The sequence below is a fragment of the Streptomyces sp. NRRL S-31 genome (assembly GCF_000718775.1).
GTDB lineage: Bacteria > Actinomycetota > Actinomycetes > Streptomycetales > Streptomycetaceae > Streptomyces.
Map to the genome: position 1 here is coordinate 34,539 of NZ_JOCB01000007.1, position 24,780 is coordinate 59,318.

General features: G+C 76.5%; 15 protein-coding genes and 1 pseudogene. 7 read left to right on the forward strand and 9 right to left on the reverse strand.

Features of this window, described 5'->3' with window-relative positions:
- The first annotated feature begins 10 nt into the window (after positions 1-10).
- Both IF37_RS0104660 and IF37_RS0104665 read left to right on the forward strand, forming a co-directional pair.
- On the forward strand, positions 11-409 hold the full coding sequence (locus tag IF37_RS0104660) for a BlaI/MecI/CopY family transcriptional regulator (protein ID WP_030736570.1): 399 nt from the start codon (positions 11-13) through the stop codon (positions 407-409).
- A gap of 6 nt (positions 410-415) precedes the next feature.
- Positions 416-1,345, forward strand: coding sequence for a M56 family metallopeptidase (locus IF37_RS0104665; RefSeq protein WP_030736573.1), 930 nt, complete (start codon positions 416-418; stop codon positions 1,343-1,345).
- 352 nt (positions 1,346-1,697) lie between these two features.
- On the opposite strand, the gene IF37_RS0104670 is transcribed toward IF37_RS0104665, so the two are convergent.
- Positions 1,698-2,045 (reverse strand): tetratricopeptide repeat protein, encoded by a 348-nt coding sequence (locus IF37_RS0104670; protein ID WP_030736576.1) that lies wholly within the window; start codon positions 2,043-2,045, stop codon positions 1,698-1,700.
- A 62-nt stretch (positions 2,046-2,107) separates the two neighbouring features.
- Positions 2,108-2,620: a cytochrome c oxidase assembly protein gene (locus IF37_RS0104675; RefSeq protein ID WP_079165549.1), complete on the reverse strand. Its 513-nt coding sequence runs from the start codon at positions 2,618-2,620 to the stop codon at positions 2,108-2,110.
- A 163-nt stretch (positions 2,621-2,783) separates the two neighbouring features.
- Between IF37_RS0104675 and IF37_RS0104680 the strand changes: the two genes are divergently transcribed.
- Positions 2,784-3,641, forward strand: a complete 858-nt coding sequence (locus tag IF37_RS0104680; protein WP_030736582.1) for an MBL fold metallo-hydrolase — start codon at positions 2,784-2,786, stop codon at positions 3,639-3,641.
- Between the two features lie 181 nt (positions 3,642-3,822).
- Positions 3,823-4,515, forward strand: coding sequence for a chaplin (locus IF37_RS0104685; RefSeq protein WP_030736584.1), 693 nt, complete (start codon positions 3,823-3,825; stop codon positions 4,513-4,515).
- 312 nt (positions 4,516-4,827) lie between these two features.
- On the opposite strand, the gene IF37_RS0104695 is transcribed toward IF37_RS0104685, so the two are convergent.
- Complete coding sequence (locus IF37_RS0104695; RefSeq protein ID WP_030736587.1) at positions 4,828-6,042, reverse strand: cytochrome P450; 1,215 nt, start codon at positions 6,040-6,042, stop codon at positions 4,828-4,830.
- Between the two features lie 395 nt (positions 6,043-6,437).
- Here IF37_RS0104695 and IF37_RS0104700 point away from each other — a divergent pair, with 395 nt between their 5' ends.
- From IF37_RS0104700 to IF37_RS0104710, 3 genes are all read left to right on the forward strand, one after another.
- A complete protein-coding gene (locus IF37_RS0104700) occupies positions 6,438-7,190 on the forward strand; it encodes an ABC transporter ATP-binding protein (protein WP_030736590.1) in 753 nt (250 codons plus the stop codon).
- 5 nt (positions 7,191-7,195) lie between these two features.
- Complete coding sequence (locus tag IF37_RS0104705; RefSeq protein WP_030736593.1) at positions 7,196-8,566, forward strand: ABC transporter permease; 1,371 nt, start codon at positions 7,196-7,198, stop codon at positions 8,564-8,566.
- A gap of 149 nt (positions 8,567-8,715) precedes the next feature.
- On the forward strand, positions 8,716-10,038 hold the full coding sequence (locus tag IF37_RS0104710) for a sensor histidine kinase (protein ID WP_079165550.1): 1,323 nt from the start codon (positions 8,716-8,718) through the stop codon (positions 10,036-10,038).
- A 6-nt stretch (positions 10,039-10,044) separates the two neighbouring features.
- Here the strand turns inward: IF37_RS0104710 and IF37_RS38990 are convergent.
- The 6 genes and pseudogenes from IF37_RS38990 to IF37_RS0104740 form a co-directional block, all read right to left on the reverse strand.
- A pseudogene (locus IF37_RS38990) lies at positions 10,045-10,651 on the reverse strand (LuxR C-terminal-related transcriptional regulator).
- Positions 10,652-10,828: 177 nt separating this feature from the next.
- Positions 10,829-16,822, reverse strand: coding sequence for a hypothetical protein (locus IF37_RS0104720; RefSeq protein ID WP_030736599.1), 5,994 nt, complete (start codon positions 16,820-16,822; stop codon positions 10,829-10,831).
- Between the two features lie 31 nt (positions 16,823-16,853).
- Positions 16,854-19,388 carry a hypothetical protein gene (locus IF37_RS0104725; RefSeq protein WP_030736602.1) on the reverse strand — a complete coding sequence of 845 codons (2,535 nt, stop codon included), beginning with the start codon at positions 19,386-19,388 and terminating at the stop codon, positions 16,854-16,856.
- Between the two features lie 325 nt (positions 19,389-19,713).
- Positions 19,714-22,614, reverse strand: a complete 2,901-nt coding sequence (locus IF37_RS0104730) for a DUF6603 domain-containing protein (RefSeq protein ID WP_030736605.1) — start codon at positions 22,612-22,614, stop codon at positions 19,714-19,716.
- 6 nt (positions 22,615-22,620) lie between these two features.
- A complete protein-coding gene (locus IF37_RS0104735) occupies positions 22,621-23,688 on the reverse strand; it encodes a WD40 repeat domain-containing protein (protein ID WP_030736609.1) in 1,068 nt (355 codons plus the stop codon).
- A gap of 726 nt (positions 23,689-24,414) precedes the next feature.
- The gene (locus IF37_RS0104740; protein WP_030736611.1) at positions 24,415-24,702 is read right to left on the reverse strand and encodes an SCO5918 family protein; all 288 of its coding nucleotides are present in this window, start codon (positions 24,700-24,702) and stop codon (positions 24,415-24,417) included.
- Between the last annotated feature and the right edge of the window lie 78 nt (positions 24,703-24,780).

The window sequence follows — 24,780 nt, forward strand, 5'->3', positions numbered from 1 at the left end:
AGTCGGGGAGATGACGCGGGAAGGCGGGCAGGCCCGACGGCGCGGCCAGGGCGAGCTGGAGGGCCAGGTGCTCGGCGCGCTGCGCGAGGCGGACGGCCCGGTCACCGCGGCCTGGGTGCAGCAGCGCCTCGGCGGTGACCTCGCCTACACCACCGTCGTCACCATCCTGACCCGGCTGCTCGCCAAGGACGTCGTCTCCCGGGAACGGCACGGCCGGTCCTTCCTGTGGACGCCGACCGCCGACGTGTCCCGGCTGGCGGCCCTGCGCATGCGCCGCCTGCTGGACGGCGAGCGGGACCGGGAGGCGGTCCTGGCCAGCTTCGTCACCGCCCTGCCGCCCGGCGACGAACAAGTGCTGCGGGCCCTGCTCGACATCCCCGGCCCGGACGCCGGCGGTACGGAAGACTGACCGCTCATGGGGGTGTTCGTCTTCCTGCCGCTGGTGCTCCCGCTGTCCGCGTGGCCGGTCGCCCGGCTCGCCGAGAACCGGCTGCACCCGCGCACCGCGACCCGGCTGCTGACCTCGGTCGCCGTCGTCATGGCCGTGTGCAGCACGCTGTGCCTGGCTCTGCTCATGGTGGTCGGCACCGCGCAGCTGCCCGGCAATCCGCTGCCGGACGGCTGGTCCGACCCGGAGGTGCGGGCCGCCGTCCCGCACGACGAGGTGGCCGGCCGGGCCGCCATCCCGGCGCTCGCCGTGGTCGCCGCCGCCTGCGCCCGGACCCTGGCCCGCCACCGCCGGGTCACCCGCCGCGCCCACCGGGCCCTGGCCGGGACGCCGGGGTCGACGGTGGCGGTGCTGCCCGACAGCACGCCGTACGCGTACGCGCTTCCCGGCGGCCGGGGCCGGATCGTCGTCAGCACGGCGTTGCTGGCCGGTCTCGCCCCCGCCGAGCGGCGGGCCCTGTTCGCGCACGAGCGCGCCCACCTGCGCGCCCGGCACCACCGCCACCTGCTCGCCGCGCACCTGGCCGCCCGCGCCAACCCGTTCCTGCGCCCGCTGCGCACCGCCGTCGTCTACACCGCCGAGCGCTGGGCGGACGAGGAGGCGGCCCGCGTGGTGGGCGACCGGCGCACGGTCGCCCACGCCATCGGCAAGGCGGCCCTGCTGTCCCCGCCCACCCCGGCGCCGACCCTGCCCGCACTGGCCGGGACCGGCCCGGTGCCGCGCCGGGTGGCGGCGCTGCTGGCCCCCGCGCCGGTGGCCCGTACCTGGCCGTCGGCGTTCACCTCGGTCGGCCTGGCCGTGTGGGGCGCCGCCGCCGGGGCGCTGGTGTCCGCGATGTCGTCGGCGAACTCGGCCGTCACCCTGTTCCTGGTCCTGCACGCGGCGACCCCGCTGTGACCTGGCCGACCGCGTCCGGAGCGGAACCGGGCGGGGGAGGGGAGCCGGTTGCGCGCGCACGGTGCACGCGGCACGCATGGCTGGCGCGCGCACGGGGCGCGCACGGCGCACGCGACCCACGCGGCGCTCGTGTACGACGGCCCCGGCGGCGCCGACCCGCGCCCGTCCGGGCCGGCCGCCGAACCACCCCGGATCGGACACCGGCCGCGAACGGGGATGGGCCGGGAACGGGGACGGGCCGGGGCCCGGCTTCCCAGTGGGAAGCCGGGCCCCGGCCCGTACAGGCACCCTGGGCCAGCGGCCGCACCACTCCCGCGGGGAGTCTCCCGACCGCCCCGCGGAAGGTCGCCGGCTACTCCTGCGGGAACTCACCCGCCAGCGCCGAGGCGATCCGCAGGTGCTGCGCGGCCTCCTCGTGCCGGGCCTGCCGCTCCAGCGTGCGGCCCAGCATCAGCCGGGCGTAGTGCTCCACCGGGTCGCGCTCGACGATGATCCGCAGCTCGGCCTCGGCGCGGCGGAGCTGGGCCGAGTGGTAGTAGGCGCGGGCCAGCAGCAGGCGGGGCCCGGTCTGCTCCGGAACCTCCTCGACCAGCTTGGCGAGGACCAGAGCCGCGTCCGAGTACTCCTTCGCGTCGAAGAACCGCTGCGCGCGCTCCCAGCGCTCGGCGATCGTCCCGTGGTCGTGGTACGTGGTCTGCACTTGCTTCTCCACTCGTGAGCTCGTTCGACGGGCTCAACCCGGCGAAGTTGTTGAATATTCCACTACCTCGCGACGCGCCTCCCGCCGAGGCGTACGCGCCCGCCGGACCGGCCGGGCCGCCGGGTCCCGAGCGTACGGTGTGCGGGGCGCCAGGTGGCGACCAGGGCCGCCGCGAGCAGCAGTTCGGCGATGTCGCCGCCGTAGTACCTGACCTCCGAGAAGTACAGGACCGGGAGGGTGCCGGTGGGCAGCGGCAGGGCGGGCACCGGATGCCCGGGCAGCCGGACCGGACCGCTGCGCAGCACGGTGGCCAGGCGGCGTGCGCGGGGCGCGGGAAGGGCGCGCAGCAGGGGGGTGACCGGCGCGCCGAGCACGAGGGCGCGCGGGGCGTACATCCCGGGGAGCAGGTGCTGGAGCATGTGACCGCGGAAGTCGCGGTGCGCGAAGGACGCGACGGGCGGCAGCAGCCCCACCGCCGACAGGACGACATCGGCGTGGAAGCCGGCGGTCCGCCAGGGGCTCCAGGCCCGCGCCGGATTCCGCGCCGGTCGGTTCCGGCGGCGTCCTACCGGCAGCTACCAGCTCCCCGGCCGCGCCGCCGCCGTGCGCTCGGCCGTCCGCGCGGCACCGGGGGCGAGTGATCCCGGCCGCCGGGGGTACCCCGCCCGCGGGGGACGGGAACCCGGCACGCCCCGGGGCGTGAGGCTCGCCGGCTCAGGCGGAAGGACGGGTCACCCCATGACCGGCACCACGGACGGGCCCGCCGACGACACGGTCGGCCTCCACTTCATCGGCAACGCCACCGTGCTGCTGCGGTACGGGCCGCTGACCCTGCTGACCGACCCGAACTTCCTGCACCGGGGCGAGTACGCCTACCTCGGCCACGGCCTGATCACCCGACGGCTGACGGAGCCCGCCCTCGGCCCCCGGGAACTGCCCCGCCTCGACGGGATCGTGCTGTCCCACCTGCACGGTGACCACTGGGACCGCAGGGCCCGGCGGTCCCTGGACCACGCGATCCCGGTGCTCACCACCCCGCACGCCGCCCGGCGGCTGAGGGTGCTGCACGGCTTCCGGCGGACGGCGGGACTGCGGACCTGGCAGGCGCTCACCCTCCGCCGGGGCGGGGTGCGGGCCACCATCACCTCCCTGCCCGGCCGGCACGCCGGGCATCCGGTGCTGCGCGGACTGCTGCCGCCGGTGATGGGCAGCATGATCGAGTTCGGCCCGGCGGACGGTCCGCCGCGGCTCCGGCTGTACGTCTCCGGCGACACGCTGCCCTACGCGGGCCTGGACGAGATCGGCCGCCGATTCCCCGCCGCCGACCTGGCCGTCCTCCACCTGGGCGGCACCCGGCTCCCCGGCGGCTTCGTGGTCACCATGGACGGGGCGCGGGGCGCGGAGCTGGCCCGGCGCCTGGACCCATGGGCCGTCCTGCCCGTGCACTACGAGGACTACACCGTGATGCGCTCACCCCTGACCGACTTCCTGACGGAGGCCGGACGGCTCGGCCTCGGTGACCGGATCGTGCACTGCCCGCACGGCGGTCACGCGCTCCTTTCCGCCGCGCCCGGGGCGGCCCCGGTGCTGCGCTGACCAGGCACGATGCGGCATGCGACGGGGTCCTCCCGGTACGCGATCACGCTCTGGCACCGGACGAAAGATTGATAAGCCATAACTTGCACGGTTTCACCTGCGTTTCTACAGATGCGGGCGAGTGCCCGCGACCGTATCTGGAAGGACAGGGAAACCGATGAAACGGGTTACCCGAAACAGTGTGATCGCCATCGCCGCCGCCTCGGGCGCGATGGCAGTGGCGGGACCGGTGTACGCCGACGCCGCCGCGGACGGCTCCGCGGGCGGCTCGCCCGGGCTGCTCTCCGGCAACGGCATCCAGCTGCCGGTGCACGTTCCGGTCAACGTCTGCGGGAATACGGCGAACGTGGTGGGTCTGCTCAACCCCGCGATGGGGAACCGCTGCGCCAACCAGGGTGACCACGCCACGGGCCAGGGGGGTTCCGCGACCGCGGGCCAGGCCACGGCCGAGGGCAGGACGCACGGCTCGCCGGGCGTCGTCTCCGGCAACGACATCCAGGTGCCGGTCGACCTGCCCGTGAACCTCAGCGGCAACAGCATCGACGTGGTGGGCATCGGCAACCCCGTCTTCGGCAACACGTCCGCGAACATCTCGCACGACCGGCCGGACGAGCCCATCCGGACGACCCCGCACACGCCGCGGCCGTCCACGCCGACACCGCCGACCAGGGTCACCCCGCCGACGCACCACCGGCCGCCCGTGACCCACCCGGCGCCCGAGCCGCCGCGCACCGTCGTGCCGCCGCGTACGCCCGGCACGCTCGCGCACACCGGAGCGGACGTCCCCTGGACGGCGGCTGCCGCGGGCCTGGCGTCGGTGTTGGGCGGAACGGTGCTCTACCGGCGCTTCCGGACGGGTCCGGCCGGCCGGTAGGACTGAGCCCGGGCGCGGCCACGACCGCCACGGCCCACCGGCACGAGCGGGCCGTGGCCGCGCCCGCGTACCCCTTCGGGGGCTTCCGACGGCGGTGCGGTGCGGGCTTCCGACGGCGGCCGGGGGAGGTCTCCCGGCTGGTGGACCGGGGCGGTTGCCCGGGTGGTGGCCCGGACGGCGGGCCGGGGCGGCCGCCCGAGCAGTGGGCCGGCGCGGTCGCCCGGATGGTGGACCGGGGCGGTCGTCGGGACGGTGGGCCGGGGCGGGCGTACGGACGGCTTGGAAAGGTCGTCCGGGCCGCCCGCCCCGGGTTCACCAGGTGACCGGCAGGCGCAGCGGGAAGCGGCGGATCGTGCCGGTGTCCCACTCGATGTCGTCGGGGGCGACGGCGAGCCGCAGATCCGGGAAGCGGGTCAGCAGGCCGGTGACCGCGGTGTCCAGCTCGGCCCGCGCCAGCGGTGCGGCGAGGCAGTGGTGCCCGCCCCAGCCGAACGTCATGTGCGGGCGCACCGGCCGCTCCAGGTCGAGCGTGTGCGGGTCGGGGAAGACCGCCGGGTCCCGGTTGGCCGCCAGATAGGACACGTGGACGTAGTCCCCGGCCCTGATGGCGACTCCCTCGATCTCCGCGTCCTTCAGCGCGATCCGGGGGATGCCCACGCCCTTGCGGAACGGGATGAACCGCAGCAGTTCCTCCAGCGCGCCGGCGAACCGGTCGGGCTCCTTCACCAGCGCGGCACGCTCCTTCGACCGGGTGAGCAGCAGATACGCGATGTTGCTGATCTGGCAGGTCGCGGTGTCGTTGCCGCTGAGGATGAGCGTCACGGCCAGCACCGCCAGCTCGTCGTCGCTCAGCGGCTCCTCGCCCTCCGGCACCGGGGCCGTGGCCAGCGTGCTCAGCAGGTCGTCGCCCGGCCGGGCCCGCCGCTCGGGGACCAGCCCGGCGAAGTACGCCCGCAGCGACGCCTTGGCGTCCGCCGCGTCCTGCCGGGCGTCCGCGGAGGTGGCCAGCAGCCGCATGGTGCGGTCGCGCAGCTCCTCCCGGTCGGCCTCGGGGACGGCGAGCAGTTCACAGATCGTCAGGTGGGGCAGTGGAACCGAGAGATGGGTGACCAGGTCGGCGGGCGGTCCGGTCTCGGCCATCGCCGTCAGCAGCCCGTCCACCACCTTCTCCACCGCCGGCCGCATCGCGTTGACCCGGTCCCGGGTGAACGCCTGGGCCGCCACGTGCCGCAACCGGGTGGCGTGCGGCGGATCCGTCACGTTGATCGACTCCGGCGACACGATGGGCTCGGGCGTCATCCTCGGATAGTCGCGCCCGACGATCGCCGCCCGGCTGAACCGCGGATCGGTCGTCACCTGACGCACTCCGGCGAAGCTGGTGACGAGCCACGCCTCGGCCTCGCCGTAGGGCAGCCGGATCCGGCTGACCGGTCCCCGCTGCGCCAACGAGTCCAGCTCCGGGTCGAACTCCAGCGCGTCAGCGTAGTCGAAGGGGCAGTCGAGCACTGCCGGGTCGTGGAACGACATACAGCCTCCTTTGTGCGCCGCCGGGCACGTCACCTCCGAGGGCGCCGGTCGGTCCCCCTGCCGCCCGCTCCGTGTCGTCGCGGCGCCCGCGAGGGCCTGCCTTTCGAGGTGCCGCGCACGTCGAGGCCGACGGGGTGACGGCACCGGGACAACGTTGTCCGGCGAGTCACCTCCCCCAATATGCGGGAGGCCGCCGGGCTTCGCACCACAGACACCCCGGCCGGCCGCTCCCGGCGTGCCGTCCGCGCGGGCCCCGGCCGCCGCTCGGGTGACCGGGGGGCCAGGGGTCCACGGGTCCACAGGGGGCAGGGGTTCCAGGGGTTCGGTTTTCCGCACCACCGGTCCGGGGGCGGCCACGATCGACCGGCGGGCCGGACGCGGCCGAGGATGAGGACATGGCTGAGACGGCGAGCAGGACCGGGGAGCGCACCGCCGCCCGGGCGGAGGACCTGCACCGGGAGTACGGACGCGGACAGGCCGCGGTACGGGCGTTGCGCGGGGTGTCGGTGGAACTCGCCCCGGGGACGTTCACGGCGGTGATGGGGCCGTCCGGCTCCGGCAAGACCACCTTGCTGCACTGCCTGGCGGGGATGGACCGCCCCACCCGCGGCTCCGTCTGGTGGGGCGGCACCGAGGTGTCCCGGCTGCCCGAGCGCAGGCTGGCGGAGCTACGGCGCGACCGGGTCGGTTTCGTCTTCCAGGCGTTCAACCTGATGCCGGCGATGACCGTCGCGCAGAACGTCGAGCTGCCCGGCCGGCTGGCCGGGCACCGCCCCGACCGGGACCGGGTGCGGGACGCGCTCGCCCGGGTGGGACTGGCCGGCCGTGAACGGCACCGGCCCGGGCAGCTGTCCGGCGGGCAGCAGCAGCGGGTGGCCATCGCCCGGGCCCTGGTCTCCCGGCCCCGGGTGCTGTTCGCCGACGAGCCGACCGGTGCCCTCGACCGGGCCACCGGTCACGAGATCCTCGCCCTGCTGCGCGCCGGTGTGGACCAGGACGGCCGGACCTGTGTGATGGTGACCCACGATCCGGTGGCCGCCGGGTACGCGGACCGGGTGCTGCTGCTCGCCGACGGCCTGGTGGTCGACGAACTGGACCGGCCCACCGCCGCCCGGGTCGCCGGCCGCCTGAGCCGGCTGGGCGGGTGAGCGCCGTGATCCCCATCGCCCTGGGGCAGCTGCGCCGCCGGCCGGCCGCCTTCGCCGGTCCGGCGGTCGCGCTGTTCCTCGCCGTCGCCACCGTGACGCTCTTCGGCACCCTGTTCGCCGCCGACGTGGCCGCCCCGGCGGGCGTCCGGCGGGCGGACCCCGGGCCCGGACTGAGAGTGATCGCCGGCGCCTTCGGCGAGATCGCGGTCCTGGTCGCCTTCTTCGTCGTGGTCAACGCGCTGGGCTTCGCCGTCCGGCAACAACACCGTGATCTGGCCCTGCTGCGCACCGTCGCGGCGACGCCCCGGCAGACCCGGCGGCTGGTCCGCGGCCAGGTCGTGGCGACCACCGTGCTGGCCGCCGCGCCGGGCTGGGCCGTCGGCGCGGTGGCGGCCCGCCGCTTCCTCGGCGAGCTGAAACGGCGGGGACTGGCGGCGCCGGGCGTACGGGTGCCGGAGACGCCCGTACCGATGCTGGTGGCACTGGCCGCCACACTCGCCGTCGGCCTGGCGGCGTCGGCCGTCGCGGCCCGGCGGATCTCCCGGATCGCGCCCGCGGCCGCCCTCACCGCCGGCTCGACCGAGCACGGACGGACGGGCGTGGCACGCCTGCTCGCCGGAGCCGGCGCGCTGACGGGCGGCGCCCTGCTGCTGCGACTGGCCGCGACCCGGCCGCCGGAGCGGACGGACAAGGCGGGGCAGGCGGCGCTGCTCGGCGCGCTGGTGCTGCTGATCGGCGTCGCCCTGGTGGGGCCGCTCGCGGCGCGCGTCCTGGCGACCGCGCTGGGCGCGCCGGTACGGGTGCCGGCACCCGGCGCGGGATGGCTGGCCGACGCCAATCTGCGCGGGTACGCGCGGCGCCTGTCGTCCGCCGTGGTACCGGTCGCGCTGCTCGTGGGGCTGTCGGGCACCATGACGATCATGACACGAACCGCCGGGCACGCCGCCGGCGCGACAGCGACCGGTGCCACCTCCGCCACGGACGTCTGGCTGCGCCAGGCCGAACTGGCGCTGCTGGTCTGCTTCGCCGCCGTCTCCACCGTCAACACGCTGGTCGCCGTGACCGCCGACCGGCGCCGTGAGTTCGCGCTGCTGCGGCTGGTCGGCGCGACCCGGGTGCAGCTGCTGCGCGTGCTGGCCGGGGAGGCGGTGCTGACCGCGGCGGTGGGCGTCCTGCTCGGCGCGGTGGTCGCGGGCGCCGCGTCGGCGGCGTTCAGCACGGCGGTGACCGGCTCGGCGGTGCCGTCCGTCCCGGTGGCCGCCTGCGGGTGGATCGTCGCGGGCGCGGCCACGCTGACCGTTCCGTGCGTCCTGGCCACGGGCCTGCGGGCGGTACGCGGCCCGGCGGCCGAGCCGGGGGGCGGTGCCCGTGACTGAGCGGAGGCGGGGGTGCCCGTGACCGAACGGACCCTCCGGCCGTCAAAGGAACCGCCCCGGCACCGACCCCCGCGGGTCCGTGTCCCGTGCCGAGCACACCGCCCACCGGCCCGCCCCCGCGATCCGGGACCGGCCGACCGGAGCCGGACATGACCCGGCAAGGGCGCGCCCCCTCTGATCCCGGCCGACGACGGAACCCCCGCGGCGCCGAGCGGCGACCGGACCCCTCCCACGCCGAGCGGCACCCGGCCCCCGCGGACAGACGGCACCGCTCCGTCCCGTGGCGGGTCGAGCGGGTGTTCGCCCTTCGGGGCGGTGAATGGGCCTTCGCCGTCGTCGGCCTGCCGTTCGCGCTGTGCGGCGGTGTCTACGCGCTGGCCGTGCTCTACGCGGGGGCGCTGCTCTCGCTCACCGTGCTCGGCCTGCCGTTCGTGGCCGCCGCCCTGCTGGGCGCGCGCGGTGCCGGCGCGCCGCACCGGTGGCTGGTCGGCCGGTTGCTCGGCGAGCACGTCGAGGCGCCGGCCGCCCCTCCCCGCCCGGCCGGCGCGGTCGCCCGCGGCCGGGCGCTGCTGACCGACCCGGTCGCCTGGCGGACCCTGCTCTACCTGCTGCTGCGGCTGCCGCTGGGCGTGCTCGGGTTCGCCGCCGCCGTCGCGCTCCCCCTCGGCTGCGGCTGGCTGATCGGCTTCCCGCTGTGGGGACGCCTGCTGGAGGCGGGTCCGCCTCCGGCCATCTGGCCAGACGTCGGCTCGCCGTTGCTCGGCCTGGCGCTCCTGGCGACGGTGCCCGGCGCGGTCCGGGCGCTGAGCGGCGCGAACCGGCGGCTTGCCCGGGTGCTGCTCGGTCCGGCCCGCGCCCAGCGGCGTGTCCGGCACCTGGAGGCCGCCCGCGCCACCCTGCTCGCGGAGAACACCGACCGGTTGCGCCGCCTGGAACGCGATCTGCACGACGGCACCCAGGCCCGGCTGGTCGCGCTGGCCGTCACCCTCGCGCTCGTCGACGACGCCCTCCCGCCCGCCCCGGGCCCGGACCTCGGCCGGCTGCGCGCCCTGGTGGACCGCGCGCGCGGTCAGACCGACGACACCATCGCCGAGCTGCGCCGGCTCACCCGGGGCATTCACCCGGCCGCGCTCGACGGCGGGCTCGGCGAGGCGCTGCCGGGACTCGCCGCCACCTCGCCGGTGCCCGTCACCGTCCGCCTGGACCTGCGGGAACGCCCGGACCGTACGGTGGAACGGGCGGTCTACTTCTGCGCCGCCGAGCTGCTCACCAACATCGCCAGGCACAGCGGGGCCCGCTCGGCCGAACTCACGGTCAGCGCGGCCGGCGGCCGGGGCGGTGCGGCGACCGGCGCCGGCACCGGTCTGTCCGGCCTGGCCGAGCGCCTCGCGGCGGTGGACGGCGTACTGCGCCTCGACAGCCCGCCCGGCGGGCCCACCACGGTCACCGCCGAACTGCCCGCGCGTCTGTGAAGGGGGTCAACCGCCGTTCTCCGCGAGGTAGGCGAGGACGGCCTTCACCCGCCGGTTGTCGGTGTCCGTCGCCCGCAGACCGAACTTGGTGAAGACGGCGGCGACATGCTTCTCCACCGCCCGCTCCGACACCACCAGCGACGCGGCGATGGAACGGTTGGAACGGCCCTGCGCCATCAGCTCCAGCACCTCCCGCTCGCGCGGTGTCAGGGTGTCCACCCGGCTCCGCCGTCCGCCCCGCATCAGCCGGTCGACCACCTCCGGGTCCAGCGCCGTACCCCCCCGCGGCGACCCGGTGCAGCGCCTGGACGAACTCCGAGGTACGGGCCACCCGTTCCTTCAGCAGGTAGCCGATGCCCGCCGCGCCGTCCGCCAGCAGCCGGGTGGCCCAGGCGTGCTCGACGTGCTGGGAGAAGACCAGGATGCCGACCCCGGGCGTCCGCGCGCGGATCCGCACGGCGGCACGGATGCCCTCGTCGGTGTGCGTGGGCGGCATCCGGACGTCCACCACGGCGACGTCGGGCCGGTGTTCGGTCACCGCGGCGAGCAACTCGGACTCGGTCCCGGCGGTGGCCACCACCTCGCATCCGCGCACGGCGAGCAACTCGACCATGCCGTCCCGCAGTACGACGGAGTCCTCGGCCAGCACCACGCGCAGTTCCCTGTCGATCACGACACCATTGTCCCGCCCCGCGCGGGCCGCGCGGGCGGGTCACCCGCCGCGCCGCCGCAGCCCGGGCGGCCGGGTGAACGACGCCGTCGACGAAGTCGCCGCGCGTCCGGCACCCCGTCACGGCCACGGTTCCGTGGGCCGGACCGTGTCGAAGGCCAGCCCGCTGGAACCCTCCCCGCTGCCGGGCGCCTTCTCCCGGCGCACCCAGCTGTGCGAGGAGCCGTCGAACCAGCGGGCCAGCACCGGGCTGCGGGTCACGGTCACCCCCTCCCGGGGCACCTCCTCCTCGTGCACCCACAGCCCCTCGGCGATCAGCCGGCCCTCCGGGCGGGAGTCGAGCCCGGGCCCGGTCAGCTCGGTCAGCCGGAACCGGATCGCCCCGGGCCGCAGCGCCTGGGGAACCAGCGGGAACCAGTAGTCGGGCACCACGGTCTGCACCCCGTAGGCGGGCGACCGTCCCGTGGCCGCCGGGCCGGGGGGCTCGCGGCGGGCCCACTGGTCCTCCCGGTCCGTCAGCACGCCCCGGCCGTCGGTGTAGCGGTGCTGCACGGCCCACGCCAGGTTCGCCAGCTCGTCGCGGGCCAGCACGACCCGCTCCGACGACTCTCCCGACTGCCCGCGTTCGGTGGGCAGCACCAGCAGTCCGGACGAGACCGGGCGGTCCGGGTCCGGGCCGTGCAGCGTGAACAGCGACCAGGACGGGTCGTCGCGGCCCGCGCGGCGGACCAGGTGGTACCGGCCGAACACGTCGCGTACCAGCAGGTCGTCCAGGACGGTCAGCGAGGCGGTCGGCACCTCCAGCGGCACCAGGAACCAGTCGTTGCCGTAGACGGTGGCGAAGGAGATCAGCAGCAGCCGGCCGGTGTCCAGCGTGGAGACGTCCGCCGAGCCGAGGTCGACCCGCGCGTCCTCCATCTCCCAGAACCGGTCGGCCGGCAGCCCGCCGTACCGCACCGTCGTGGGCAGCCCCTCGTCGGCGAAGACGTGCGGCGGTCCGGCGGGCGCCGCCGTCACCCCGGGATCGGGGTGCACGTCCAGTCCGTACCAGTCCAGCCCGTCGCCCAGGTACTCCTCGGCACGCAGTACCGAGCCGCCGGTGGACACCTCGGCCGCGTGTTCGAACCGGTGCGGGTCGAAGGTGTCCGGGCCGCGCTCGGCCAGCTGCCCGGCCCACCAGCTCCGCCACCGGGCGGCCACCTCGCCGAGCCCCGGGGCCGCCCCGCCGCCGAAGGTGCCCGCGTCCAGCGCCGCCGCCACCGCCGCCGCGTCCGGCACCCGGCCCTCCAGCAGGGCGACCAGACTCGCGTCGGACTCGCCGGCCGGCAGAGCGTGGGCGGCCAGTGCCGTGGCGGCGGCCCCCAGCAGCCCGGCGTCGTCGCACATCCGCAGCAGCCGGGCGCCGCCCTCGGCGCGCAGCCGCTCGTCGACCCGCACCGGCTCGTCCTCGACCTGGGTGTCCAGCGGCCCCGTGCGCGGGTCGTAGGGCACCCAGTCGGTGGCACCGGCCGGGCGCCAGGCGTCCACCGGCGCACTGCTGCCGGTCATCCGCACCACGGCGGGGGAGCCGGCGTCCTGGGCGGCGAACTCCCCGAACTGCCACTGCCGGGTGAGCAGCCACAGCGGGTCGTGCACCCGCGCGGCCAGCCCCGCCTCCACGTCGTCGGTGCGGTGCCCGGGTTCCAGCCGGAACGGCCCGGCCGGATCGGTTCTCGGCCGGCGGGTCTCGATCCGCGCCAGCGCCCGCCCGGTCGCGCCCTCCTGGGAGACGCGGATCGCGGGCATCAGGTCGTCCAGCAGCGGCAGGTCGGCGACGTCGACGGCGCGCAACTTGGCCAGTTCCAGCGTCTCGCGCAGGACCTGGACCAGGCCGTCGGAGGTCCAGCCGCGCTCCGGATCGGGGGGTACGGCGATGAGCAGGTTGTGCGGGGCCTTGGCGTCCGGGCGGTCGAAGTGGAAGGCGACACCGGTCAGTTCGGTCTCCGGCGCGGCCCCGGCGGGCTGTCCGGGATCGTCGGCCGGACGCAGGCGGTCGGAGCCGGGCAGCAGCTCGATCCACTCGTCCAGCAGCAGACCGGTGACGGCGGCACCGGGCGCGACGTCGGCCGGGGCGTGCCAGACCAGGTGGGCGGTGGCCCGCGGACGCCGCCCGGCCGGGAAGGTGCCGCCGATCCAGGGGTCGCCCCCGGTGTCCGGGGTCTGGGCCGCGCGCAGCCGCTCCACCCGCCCGGCCCGGGCCCCGGCCAGCAGCAGCGTCTCGTGCAGGGCCCGCACCACCGGCCGGACCGCCGCGTTGCGCCGCATCCAGTCCTCGGCGTCCGCGCCGCGCACGTCTCCGCGGCCGGCCGGCGCGGCCCCGGTGAGCGCGGGCAGCAGCGGCAGTTCCACGCCGAGCACCTCGGCCAGCGCGGCCCGGGCCCGGGCGAGCCAGCCCTCCGCCGTGCCCGGCGCGGCCGGCTCCGCCGCCAGCTCGCGCAGCGCGGCGGTCCCGGGGCGGTCGGCGATCAGCGGGTCGGCCGCGAAACGGGCCAGTCGCTCGCGCAGGCCGGCCGTGTCGACCGCGTGGCCGTCCGGCTCCTCGGAGAAGTGCGCCGGCAGCAGCGGCTGCGCGGTCGCCAGCAGCGACCGGACGCGTACGGCCCTGCCGCGCAGCCCGTCCCAGCCGGGACCGGTGAAGGCGACCGCGGTGTCCGGCGCGGCGCCGTGGGCGTCGAGCACCGCACGGCGCAGCAGCGCGGGCTCGGCCCCGGCCGCGTCCAGCACGGTGCTCAGCGCGCCCAGCCCCAGCCGGTCGAGGGTGATCTCGAAGGGCCGGTCACCGCCCGGCGCGGCGCCCGCCCGCCCGCCGAGCACGCCGGCCAGGGTCCAGCCGGCGGCCGGGCCGAGCAGGTGGGCGACCCAGGTCTCCAGGGCCGGTTGCAGCGCGGCCACCGGGTCGGCGGGCCAGCCGGACGGTCCGCCCGGCGCGTCCGGCAGCAGCGCGGCCACCCGCTGGGTCGTCGCACGCGCCCGGTGCGGGGTGCGCAGGACGTGGAAGGTGTCCGGGACGTCCTCACCGCGCCCGAGAGTGTCGGCGGTCAGTCCCGCCCGGATCGGATTGCCCCCCACCAGCTGGTGCACGCTCTCGGCCAGCACCAGGTCGCCCACCGCGTCCAGGGCCTCGGTCAGGTCCGCCAGCAGCGGCGCGACCGCCTGCCGGTCACCGGCGGGCACCACCGGGGCGCCGTCGACGGCACTGGGCAGGTCCCCCGCACCGGCCCCGGCCCGGGCCAGGGCCAGCCCGTCGACCACGTTGCGCGCGGCCACGGCCTCCGCGCTGCGCGCCCACAGCGCCGCGTCGGCCGCCTGCCCCTCGGGCTCCGGCACGACGGGCAGCGGGAACTGACGGCGGAACCGTGCCACGAGGTGGTCCAGCTCCGCGTCGTGCAGGGCCCGCTCGAACCGGTAGCCGAGCAGCGAGCCCAGGTTCTGGCCCCGCCGTACGCCGCCGAGCAGCCAGCGGGCGATCCGGGCGCGGCGGGAGGTGAGGCTGACCGCGTACGCCTGCTCACCGGGGTGGCCGAGGAAGCCCGAGCGCAGCACGGCGGCGGAGGCCGCGTGCTGGAGCGAGGGCGCGTGGATGTAGCCGTCCTGCGCGGACACCTCCACCGTGGTGTCCACGTCGTCCACGACCATGTCGACCTGCTCCCCGGGGACCGGCGGGCGCAGGTTCTCCACCCAGCCGTAGCAGCCGTACCGGACGCCCTCGGCGCCGGACGCCCGCAGCTCGGCCAGCCGCCGCGACGCCAGGGAGGTGACCCAGGCGTCCAGCCGGTGGGAGTAGACGTCGACGACCTCCAGCAGCAGTTCGGGCAGCCGGTCCACCGGTACGGAGACCAGGGTCCGCAGTGCCTGCTCCAGCCGGGGCAGCGCACCGGTGGCCCGGCGCAGGGCCGCGACCCGGTCCGCCCGCTGCCGTTCGGACAGCAGCCCCTCCAGTACGTCGGCGACCAGCTGGTCCACGTCGGAGGTGGCGGCCAGCGCCTGGCGCAGCGGGTCGTCCTCGCCGTCGTCGCCCGCGAAGAACGCCCAGGCGCGCAGGAACAGCAGGGCGTCGAGCACCCCGGAGGCGTCCGGCGGGGCATCCGGCTGCGTTCCGTCCCCGTCAGGCTGCGTCCCGTCCCCGCCCGGTTGTCCGTCCCCGTCCGGCTGTGTCCCGTCCCCGCCCGGCTGTCCGTCCCCGTGCGGTGCCTCGCCGCCCGCGTCCGGCAGGTCGAAGAACGTACGGGGCCGCGGCGGGGTCTCCCGGCCGGAGGACAGCTCCACCGGCCACGCCCGGTCGTAGCCCGCGGCGTCCAGCTCACCGGCCAGGAAGGCGCGCACCGCCCGCAGGTAGTCCGCGGTGGCCGAGGCCCGGGCCGGGAAACCGGCCGGGTCGGGCGTGAGCCGAGCCACGAACGCGGGGACGCCGGTGGCCCGGTCCAGCCCGGTGCCGAGGTCCGTCCACCCGTCGGCGCTCGTTGTCCAGCGCAGGACCCCGTCCGGGGGCAGCCCGGGCACGCCCGGTTGGGTGGGCGGCTGGTCGCGCGCGGTCTTGCCCACGGCGAAGTCCGGGCCGTCCAGCCGGCGCATGGCCAGGGTGGTGGCCACGGGCAGCCGCTGCAACGCGTCCACCGCGACCTGGTCGGCCGCCTGGTCCGGCCGTACCCGGGGGATCGTGTCCGGGGCGCCGACCACCGTGCGCCAGTGCTCCCGCAGCCGCAGCAGCCACGGCGCCAGCAGTGCGTCCACGTCCCCGGCGCGGCGCGCGCGCCAGTCGCCCAGCGAGGTGGCGGGCAGCACCCCGTACGGCTGCCGGCCCACCCGCAGCATGGGCAGCGGCCCGCGACCGCGCACGTGCTCGGCGAGGTGGTCCCGGACCGCGCGCCACGGCCGGGTCGGGTCGGTGGTCCGCACCCGGCGGCTGCCCAGGTCCAGATGGGACGCGGCCGCCTCGGCGAACCCCTGCCCCAGCGTGGGCCACGTCAGCAGGGTCAGCGCGGCGAGGACCCCGGGTTCCGGGTCGGCGGCGCCCGGACAGCCGCGCAGGAAACCGGCGTCCGGCAGGCCGAGGGCGGCGGCCAGGGCGTCGGCCACCGGCCGCTGTCCGGCCGCCGGGTCCGCTTCCGGCCCGGGGAAGGCGGGGGCCGAGGACCAGCCGGAACGGGCGCGCGGGGTGTTGTTGGTCGCGGTGCCGGACGGCAGCAGACCGAGCCCGCCGCCGAAGCGGTGGCCGTGCAGCAGATCGCGCAGCCGGGCGGCCCCGACGGCGGCCGAGTCGCCGCGCACGCCGACGACCAGCAGCTCGTCCAGGTGATCGGTGCCGTCCGGAGGCAGCAGCAGCTCGACCCCCATACCGGCCTTGACCGCCTCGAACCAGTCGGTCTCCCAGCCCTCCTCGTCGGCGCGCAGCAGACCCACCGGCAGCGGGTCGGGCACCGGACGGCCGGGCTTGTCCACCGCCACCCGGCCGTCCACCAGACCGAGGAAGCGCCAGCGTTTCGGCATCGCCACCACGCGCCGGCCCCGTTCGCCCGGGTCGCGGGGGCGCACCACGGGCGGCGGGGCCCCCGGACGGCACGCCTGGACGGCCCAGGCGGCGCGGGCCGGGCGGAGCCGGGTGAGGACCCGCTGCCAGGCGTCCGGGCCCGGCGCCCGCCAGTACTCGGTGCCGGCGTCCGCCTCGGCCGGGGTCAGCTCCGGTTCGAACTGCGACAGCGCGATGTCGTCCGGGTAGACCCGGACCCGCAGCGTGCGCGGCTCCCACCAGATGGTCTCCACCCGCACCGGCAGCAGCGCGATCGGCCCGGCGTTGTCGTCGGGGAACAGCGGGGCGCCGCTGCCCAGCGCCTGCGCCAGCTCCTCCTGCGCGCCGGCGAACAGGCCGGCCTGCTGGTCGGCGGTGCGTTGCAGCTCCGCGTGCGCCGCCTCGGCGGCGGCGAGCAGCTCGGGCGTGGCGTGCTCGTCGTCCCCGGTGCGCAGGGCGTCCTGGAGCCGCCGCACCACGGCCTGCTGCTCGTCCGCGCGAGCCTGCGCGGTGTCGGCCTCGGCGCGGGCCCGCTCCACCTGTGTCCATGCCGCGAACGTGTCGGTCATCTGCGCGAGTCTCCTGTTCTCGGCGCGGTCGTCAGCCGCCCAGCAGCGCGGCGGCCCGGAAGGCCAGCTGGAACGGCCGCTGGAAGGCGATACGGCCCATGTCGGCCGCGTCGCGCCCCCACACCGGGGGATCGGCCGGTGGCGGCCCGGTCGGCGCGCCGGGCGCCGGGCCGAGGCGGACGAAGCCGGCGGCGTCCACCGGGACACCGCTCCAGGTGAGGTCGGCCCAGGCCGTCAGCGGAACGGGCAGCGGACCGGTGTCGAACCCGAACTGGGTGCCGCGCACCGGTTCGCGGAACACGAAGAACCAGTCCTCCGCGCGGGCCCGCCGCGCGTCGAGACCGGCGAACAGGTACAGCACCGTGGACTCGTCCAGCGCCAGCGGGGTGGCCGGCACCCCGCCGAACGCGTCAGGCAGCCTGCCGTTCTCCCCGCGCACGGCGAGCAGCGCGGTGCCCGGGAAACGGTGCAGCAGCTCACCGCGTACCAGCAGCACCAGGCTGCCCGCGCCGCCGGTGCGCAGCCGGCTGCCCAGCGGGACGTCCGGCGGCCAGGTGGCGATCTCGTCGATGTCCGTGCCGTCGGTGGGCCAGAACCGGGCGAAGGGGGTGCCGCGCTGGTCGGTCGGGAACTCCCGCCACAGCAGCTCCCGGTTGAACTCGTGGTTCAGCCCCACCAGCAGGGCGGCGACGAACTCCGGGTTGGTCTCCAGCAGCGTCACCGAGTCCGGCGGCAGCGCGCCGATCCCGGGCAGCGCCCACTCCGGCCAGCGGGTCAGCAGCTCCTCGGCGATCGGCACGGGGAAGGTGGGGTGCGCCATGACCGGTCGCAGCGGACGGGCGTCCGCGTCGGAGCGCCGCTCCCAGAAATCGGCCGGGATGCGGTCGGCCATGCGCAGCCGCTGGAGCCGGTGCGGGCCGAGCGCGGTGCGCAGCTCGGCGGGCAGGCCCGCGCCGTGCCCGTCGATCACCCCCAGCTCGTTCAGCCCCCGCACCAGGACGGGCGCGGACTCCTGGGCGCCGCCCCCGTCGGGGATACGGTCCGTACGGCGGGCCAGCGCGCCGGTGCGGCGGGTCAGCCGGGCGAACGCGGTGCCGGCCGTGCCGCTCAGCACCGGGGACGTGTCCAGCATCGTGGCCAGGGTGGTCGGCGCCGTGATCCGCTCGCTCAGACCGGCGGGCAACGGGGTGCGGTCGCCCACCGGCGCCATGACGGTGACCAGGTCGGCGACGCCCAGCGGACCGAGGTGTTTGTCCTGGGCCCGTTCGGCCGCGGCACCGGCCAGCTCGCTCACGGCCAGCAGCCGGTTCGCCTCCCGGATCTCGCCGACCTGCTCCCACGCCCGGGCCATCAGGAAGTCCTGCTCCAGCTGCGCGTAGCGGGCGCCGAGCGCGGCGGCCACCCTGCGGCGCACCTCCAGGTTGAGCGTGCTCATCCACGAGTCAGGGGCCTCCGGCACGGTCTGCCGGCCGGTGTGGTGGCTGCCGTAGAGGGGCGGGGCGACGGCGGCGGTGTCCCGGTCGTCGTCCGGCTGTCCGTCGCCGGCGGGGGCACCGCCCCCCTCGCGGCGCCGGGCCGGGGCGTCCAGGCGCTGCCGCAGCAGTGCGCGGAACCGGTCCTGTGCCGCGGGGTCCGACCAGACCTCGGGCGCCGCCGTCCCCGGCGCCCGCAGGGCACCGTCCAGGGCGACGGTGACCGGCGACGGGTCCTGCCGCCCGGCCGGCCAGGGCCGGCTGACGTCGATGGTCCGGGTTCCGAGCCCGGCCTCGGCGGCGGGCCGGAACCGCAGCCGGCGGGCCAGCTCCTCGAACGTGCCGGCCGGTCCGGTGCGGAAGCTCCACCAGTGGTAGACGGGCAGGTCGACGGTGCCGGTGCCGCCGGCCGTCCAGGCGTCGGCCGTACCCGGCCCGGCCGGCGGCGGCGCGCCGAGGCCGGCGGCCCGGCCGGCGGCGGTCGCCGGCACCACGGCGGCGATCCACTCCCGGTCCGGGTCCAGCTTCCGCGGGCACAGCAGCCGCCCGACGACGTCGGCCGAGTGACCGCGCACCCCCTGCTCGGCATGGTGCCGGGCGGTCTCCAGGTCGGTGACGCCGTCCGGGAGCCGGGCCTCCACATGGGCCCACGCCCACCGCTCGGCCGGTGGCGGCAGCTTGGCGACCGGGGCGGTGAGCACGGGCAACGGGCTTGCCTCACGCGGCGGGGCCGCCTCGTCGTCCCTCAGCACGATCAGCACGATCCACGGCTGCGGGGTGGGCCCGGACGGCGTCGGGGCGGTCCCGGGGGACAGCAGCCAGGGCAGGTCGGCATGGGCCAGTTCGACACCGGCCAGCACGTCCTCCGCCGCCGAGACCGTGCCGGGCGGCGGCTCCTCGCGCAGCACCATGGACCGGTCGAAGCCGAGGACGTCTCCCGGCCCGAGGAGCGACAGGACGGGCCCGGTCGCGGTCTCCCGGGTGGCCCGGCCGTCGATCCGGCGGTCGAACACCACCGACGTGGGCAGTGCCTGACCCACCGCCGAGGCCGCCGCGCCGACCCGTGCGGAGGAGAAGAACCATCGCGTCGTCATACGCCGCTCCCGCCCGGGCCGCCGGGCCCTGGGGTGTGTGCGTGGTGGGGTGTGGGCCGTGTGCGGGCTGTGGGGGACGGATCGGCGTGGGGTGTGTCGCTTGGGCGGGGGCCGCGGGGTCCAGGGGTGTTCAGGCGGCGGAGTGTGGGGGGTGGTCCCGCGTGGGGTGTGCCGGTTCGGCGGGGGCCGCGGGGCCCAGGGGTGTTCAGGCGGCGGAGTGTGGGGAGTGGCCCCGCGTGGGGTGTGCCGGTTCGGCGGGGTTCGCCGGGCTCCGGGGTGTGTGTGCGGTCGGGCGCCGGGTGGGTGCGGGCCGGGGAGGACGGGTTCACGCGCGTTGCTCCCAGCTCTCGACGAGCCGCACGGAGGCCCTCGGGTCGCCGAGCCGCTCACGCACCGCCTGCCAGGCGTCGGCGGTCGCGTCGACCAGCGACACGTCGTGGAGCAGGGGGCTCATGTCGTGGGCGGCGACCACGCTCAGCGTCGGCGGACGGACCTGGACGGCCACCGCGGGCGTACGCCACCGCAGCAGCCGTTCCGTGGCGGTGCGCCTGAGCACCGCCTCACGGTCGAACAGCCCCGGCCAGCGGGAGACCTGCCGGATGGGCAGGGGAGGTTCGTAACCGGTCTCGTACGCGTCGTCGACCCGGTGCCCCGGGCCGAGCGCGATGCCGTCCGCGCCCACGCGCACCCCGCCGGCGTGGCTGACGAAGGCGGGCGTGGTGAGCTGCTGCTCCTCGGTGAGGTCGAAGAACTCGCCGGGCACGAACCGCTCGGGCAGCGAGGGCAGGCCGTCGGCGGGCCGCGGTGTGCCGAGGGTGACCTCCGCGATCGTCCACTGCTGCACCGGTACGGGCCGGCGCTCGAACCGGGAGATCGGCACCCCCAGCGGGACCACCTCCTGGCTGACCCGCACGGTGGCGTCGGGGTGCACCAGGTCACCCTCGGCCAGCTTCCCGACGGCCGCGGGAGTGAACGCCAGGGGGGTGCGTTCGACCGCCGGACGTTCCGCGACCCAGCACCGCGACCGGGCGAGCGCCTCGCGCAGCGGAACCAGCGGATCACGCCCGGCAGGCGGTGCCACCGAGGGCGGGGAGCCCCAGCGGACGTCGAAGTCCAGCCCGACGTCCCAGAACAGCACCGAGATGCTGCCGGTGCCGAAGGCGTGCCAGGGCGCCGGGCCCTCCAGGGTGAAGTCCAGGGCGACACCGGCCAGTCGGCGGCCGAACGCCCGCACCGCCACACCGGCCCGCACACGCACCGAGAACGCGAACACCGGGTCGAAGACGAACAGCGCGTCCAGACCGAGCCAGCCCTGCACACCGCAGCCGGCGATCGTCGCGTCCAGTTGTACCTGACCGCCGAACATCACCGCGTTCGAGGTGACCGCGAAGTACGCCTCCATGCGCAGCCCGAAATCGTTGCCGGGGGCCAGGTCGACCTGGAGCCGGCGCAGCGCGGGCACCTGGGCGGGCCGGGTGTAGCGCGGGTGGAAGCCGCCCGCGGACAGCACGAACTCCGGCTGCCGGCCGCCGCGCACCAGCAGGTACAGCTCGCCGCGTACGGCCAGCCCCACGATCCACGACCCGGCCAGCGACACCAGCAGCTCGACCACGGGGACGGCCGGGTCGATCCGGCCGAGCACGCTCGCCTGGAGCCGGATCAACGGCACCACCGGATCGGGCAGGCCCACCAGGAGCCGCCCGACCAGCGCCGCGCGCACCGGCGCGGGCAGTTCCAGGATCAGCGCGCCGGACAGCGACACGATGCGTCCGCCCCAGGTGACGCGGACCATCGGCCCGACCAGGAACCGGCCGGGAGCCACCGGGTAGGCCGAGCCCAGCGATCCGACGATCTCCGCGGCGCGTTCGACCACGTGGTCGGGGAACAGCACCCGGTCGGCGTTGCCGTCACCGACGAGCTGCCGGAGCGCGGTGACGTCCACCCGCCGGTTGACGCCGACGAGCCCGCCGACCGCGTCGAGCGCGAAGCCGAGCCCGAGCTGGACGCCGGGCGCCGGGAACGCGGCGGCCAGCAGGACCAGGAAACTGGTCGGGGCGCCGTCGGCGGGGGGCCGGAACAGGGCGACCGCCTGGACCTGGAGCACGCTCAGGTCGACGGAGATCAGTCCGGCGTAGCCCGTGTCGTCCGTGCGCCGGACCACGCCGCCGCCGGAGACGGGCGGGAGGGTGAGTTCGGTGCCGACACCGTCCGGGAACAGCTCGCCGAGCCGGTGCGGGTCGAGGCCCAGCCGCTCCGGCGAGAACACCACCGGCAGCTCGATCCCGGCCCCGTCGAGCGAGGCGCGCAGGGGCAGCCCGGGCAGGGCGGCGGTGACCGACACGGACACGGCCAGCCGGGGCTCGCCGCCGTCCAGGGTCAGCTCCAGCGCGGCACCCCGGGTGCGCACGCCCGGTGCGTCCAGCCGCAGCGGCAGCGCGACGCGCGGTGTGCCGGTGCCGGTGAAGCGCAGCCCGCTGTCGCGATCGGCCCGGGCGGTGACCGTCACGGGCCCGGAACCGCCGTCCAGCGGACTGGACTCACCCGCGCCGACCAGCTTCGCCAGCGCCTTCGGCAGGACGGCGGCGTTCAGGTCGCGCAGTTCGACCTCGGCGGCCGGCGACGCGTCCGGGGCGGCCGTGACGGTCACCGCGAGGCCGTCGACGCTGATGCCGGGTCCGTCGGTCATCCCGGCCGTCAGCCGGCCGGCGCGCTCCAGGCGGATCGTCGCGGTGCCGCCGGGCACCGTCGGCGACGTACCGGGCCCGTACGACGCGTCCCAGCCGCCCGGTGAGGCGATCGCCGCCCGCGCCGTCCACGGCCCGCTCGCCGTCGGCGGCAGGGACAGCGCCGCTCCGGGGGTGACCACGACGTCGAAGACCGGGCCGCCGGGGGTCATCCCGAGCACCGCCCGCCCGGTCGCGGCCCCGGAGGGGTCGGTCAGCACCAGGGCCACTCCGATCGGCGCGTTCGGCGCTCGCCGCCAGCCGTGCAGTCGTACCGGCGAGCCGGCGCCCAGGTCGCCGAGTGCCTCGCGGACCAGCTCCACCAGCGGGTTGCCCGCGGGCAGCCGGTCGTGCACCGCCAGCAGCCGGCCCGCCAGCACGGTTCCGGCCGCTGACGGCTCGTCACCGAGCGTGGGCAACCGCCGGACGAGACCGTCCACCGCGTCCTGGGCCAGGCCGCGCAGCCGGTCGGCGATCTGGTGCAGCAGTTCGTGCGCGTCCATGCCGCCTCACCCGTGGCCCAGTTCACCGTTGTCGATCACGAGGGCGCGGTCGGTGCAGCCGACGCCGAGCCAGCGCCCGTCCGGGCTGAACCCCAGGGCCAGCACCTCGTCGGTGCCCACGGTGTAGTGCTCCTTGCCGTCGAGGTTGAACACCCGCACCACGTTGTCGATGGAGGCGCTGGCCGCCACCTTGCCGTTCGGGGCGAACGCCACATGGGTGACGGCGCCGAACTGCGAGTCGGGCGCACCGGGGTCCAGCTTCGGCGCCCGGCCCCGCTCCACGCCGGTCTCCGCTTCCAGCACCCGGGCGAACCCGTCCGCCCCGCCGACCACGGTCCACCGGCCCTTGGGGTCGAAGGCCAGGCAGTTCGGGGCGGTGGTGTCCTCGTCGGTCTCGTCCTCGGCGGGCCACAGCTGCGACCCGCCCTCCGCCTCGAACATCCGGACGGTGTCGTCGGCGGAGCAGCACAGCACGAGGGAGGCGTCCGGGCTGAACGCGACGGCGAAGACGGCGTTGTCCGGGGTCAGCCGCCCGAGTTCGGCGCCCGTGGCCAGTGTCAGCACCCGCGCGGACCCGGCGAACCGGTGGTCGCCGCCGTGGCGCTCGTCGATGGCCAGCGCGATCCGGGTGCCGTCACGGCTCAGGTCGACACCGGCGATCTGCGGGGTGTCCACGGGGATCCGCCGCCTGGTCGCCCCGGTCGCGCCCTCGAGCACGGCGACCAGTGTGTCGGTGGCGGCGACGACCGTCCCGTCCCGGACGAAGCGCACGGTGTTCACCGAGTTGCCCGGATCCACCGGTCCCTGCCAGACCGCCTGCCCGGTCGAGCCGGAGCGCAGCAGCACCTGTTCCAGGTCGGCAACCGCGAACGCGGTGCCGTCGGGACTGAAGTCGATGCCGGTCACGAAACCCTGGCCGGGCACGTCAAGCGGCGCGCCGACGCCGACGGTCCGCACCCGCACCAGCGTGCCACCACCGCCACTGGCGAACCGGGTGCTGTCCGGAGTGAAGGCGATGGCCTGGACCGAGCCGTCGTGTTCGACGGTGAGTGCCACGGTGCCCGGCTGACTCATGATCCGCTTCTTCCTGTGCCGAAGCGTCGCCACCCGGCGGGCCGGACGACCGGGAGCGGCCGGGGGCCCGCCCTTCGGCGACGGTCGGGTGCTGTCCGCCGGTCGGCCGGTTCGGGGAGACGTCTGACGTCGACGCCATCGCGTCGGTCCCGGCGGTGTGCGGCGCGTACCGGCAGTGCGTACGCGCTCAGGCGGACACGCCTCTCGCTCACTCGGGTGGACACGGCTGTTCGTCGGAACCCGCCGCCGCGGTGCGTGTCCGGCCGCGTTCCTTCGCCGTACGTTCACCAGCCTAGCCGGAATGCCGACGCGCGCCACCTCTCGCGCCCTGCCGCCGTCTCCGCGGGCGGGCGGCGCGTGTGACGGCTCCCGGAGAGCGCCCCGGGCCCGGTCGGCCGAGGTGTCCCGGCCCGACACGATGTCCGGCCGACGAGCGGTCTGAGGGGCCGTCACTTCCGGACGCGGGCACGGCGGTACGGCAGGACGGTGATCCCGGCGCGCTCGGTTACGGGCGCGGCGGGCCACGCCGGTTGCCGCCGGGCAGCCCCGCGGCGACAACCGGGGGGACGGGCCGTGACGGCCTCGCGCGGCTCGCGGCTCCTTGCCGAACCGTCGGCCCGTACGGGACATGGTTCGCGTGTCCGGCCCGCCGAGGATCCGAGTGCCACATCCTCGGCCTTCCAACCCGCCTACGGCCCATGGCCTGCGGCCGCTCGGGAAGGAAGCTCACCAGCCGAGCGGATTCCCCTCGGGGGGCGTGGCCACGGCCGTGCCGGTCGGACGGGCGTCGTGACAGGTGAAGCCGAGACGGGTCAGCGCCCGGCGCATCTCCAGCGTGGTGAAGTCCCGGCGGCTCTGCCGGGTGATCACCTCCCCGACCTGGAGCACGGGGTAGATCCGCTGGCCGATGGTCACGGAGACGCCGGTGACGGGTTCGGGCGTGAGGTCGCCCATCGACTGCTCGACCTCGCTCTTGGTCAGGTCGAAGGGGTAGCGGGCGATGACACAGCGCATGGATGCCTCCACGAGGGCGGAAAAGCGTCGGGGACGTCGGTCGACCGCGCGGCGGTCGGGTGGCGGTCAGGGGGCGGT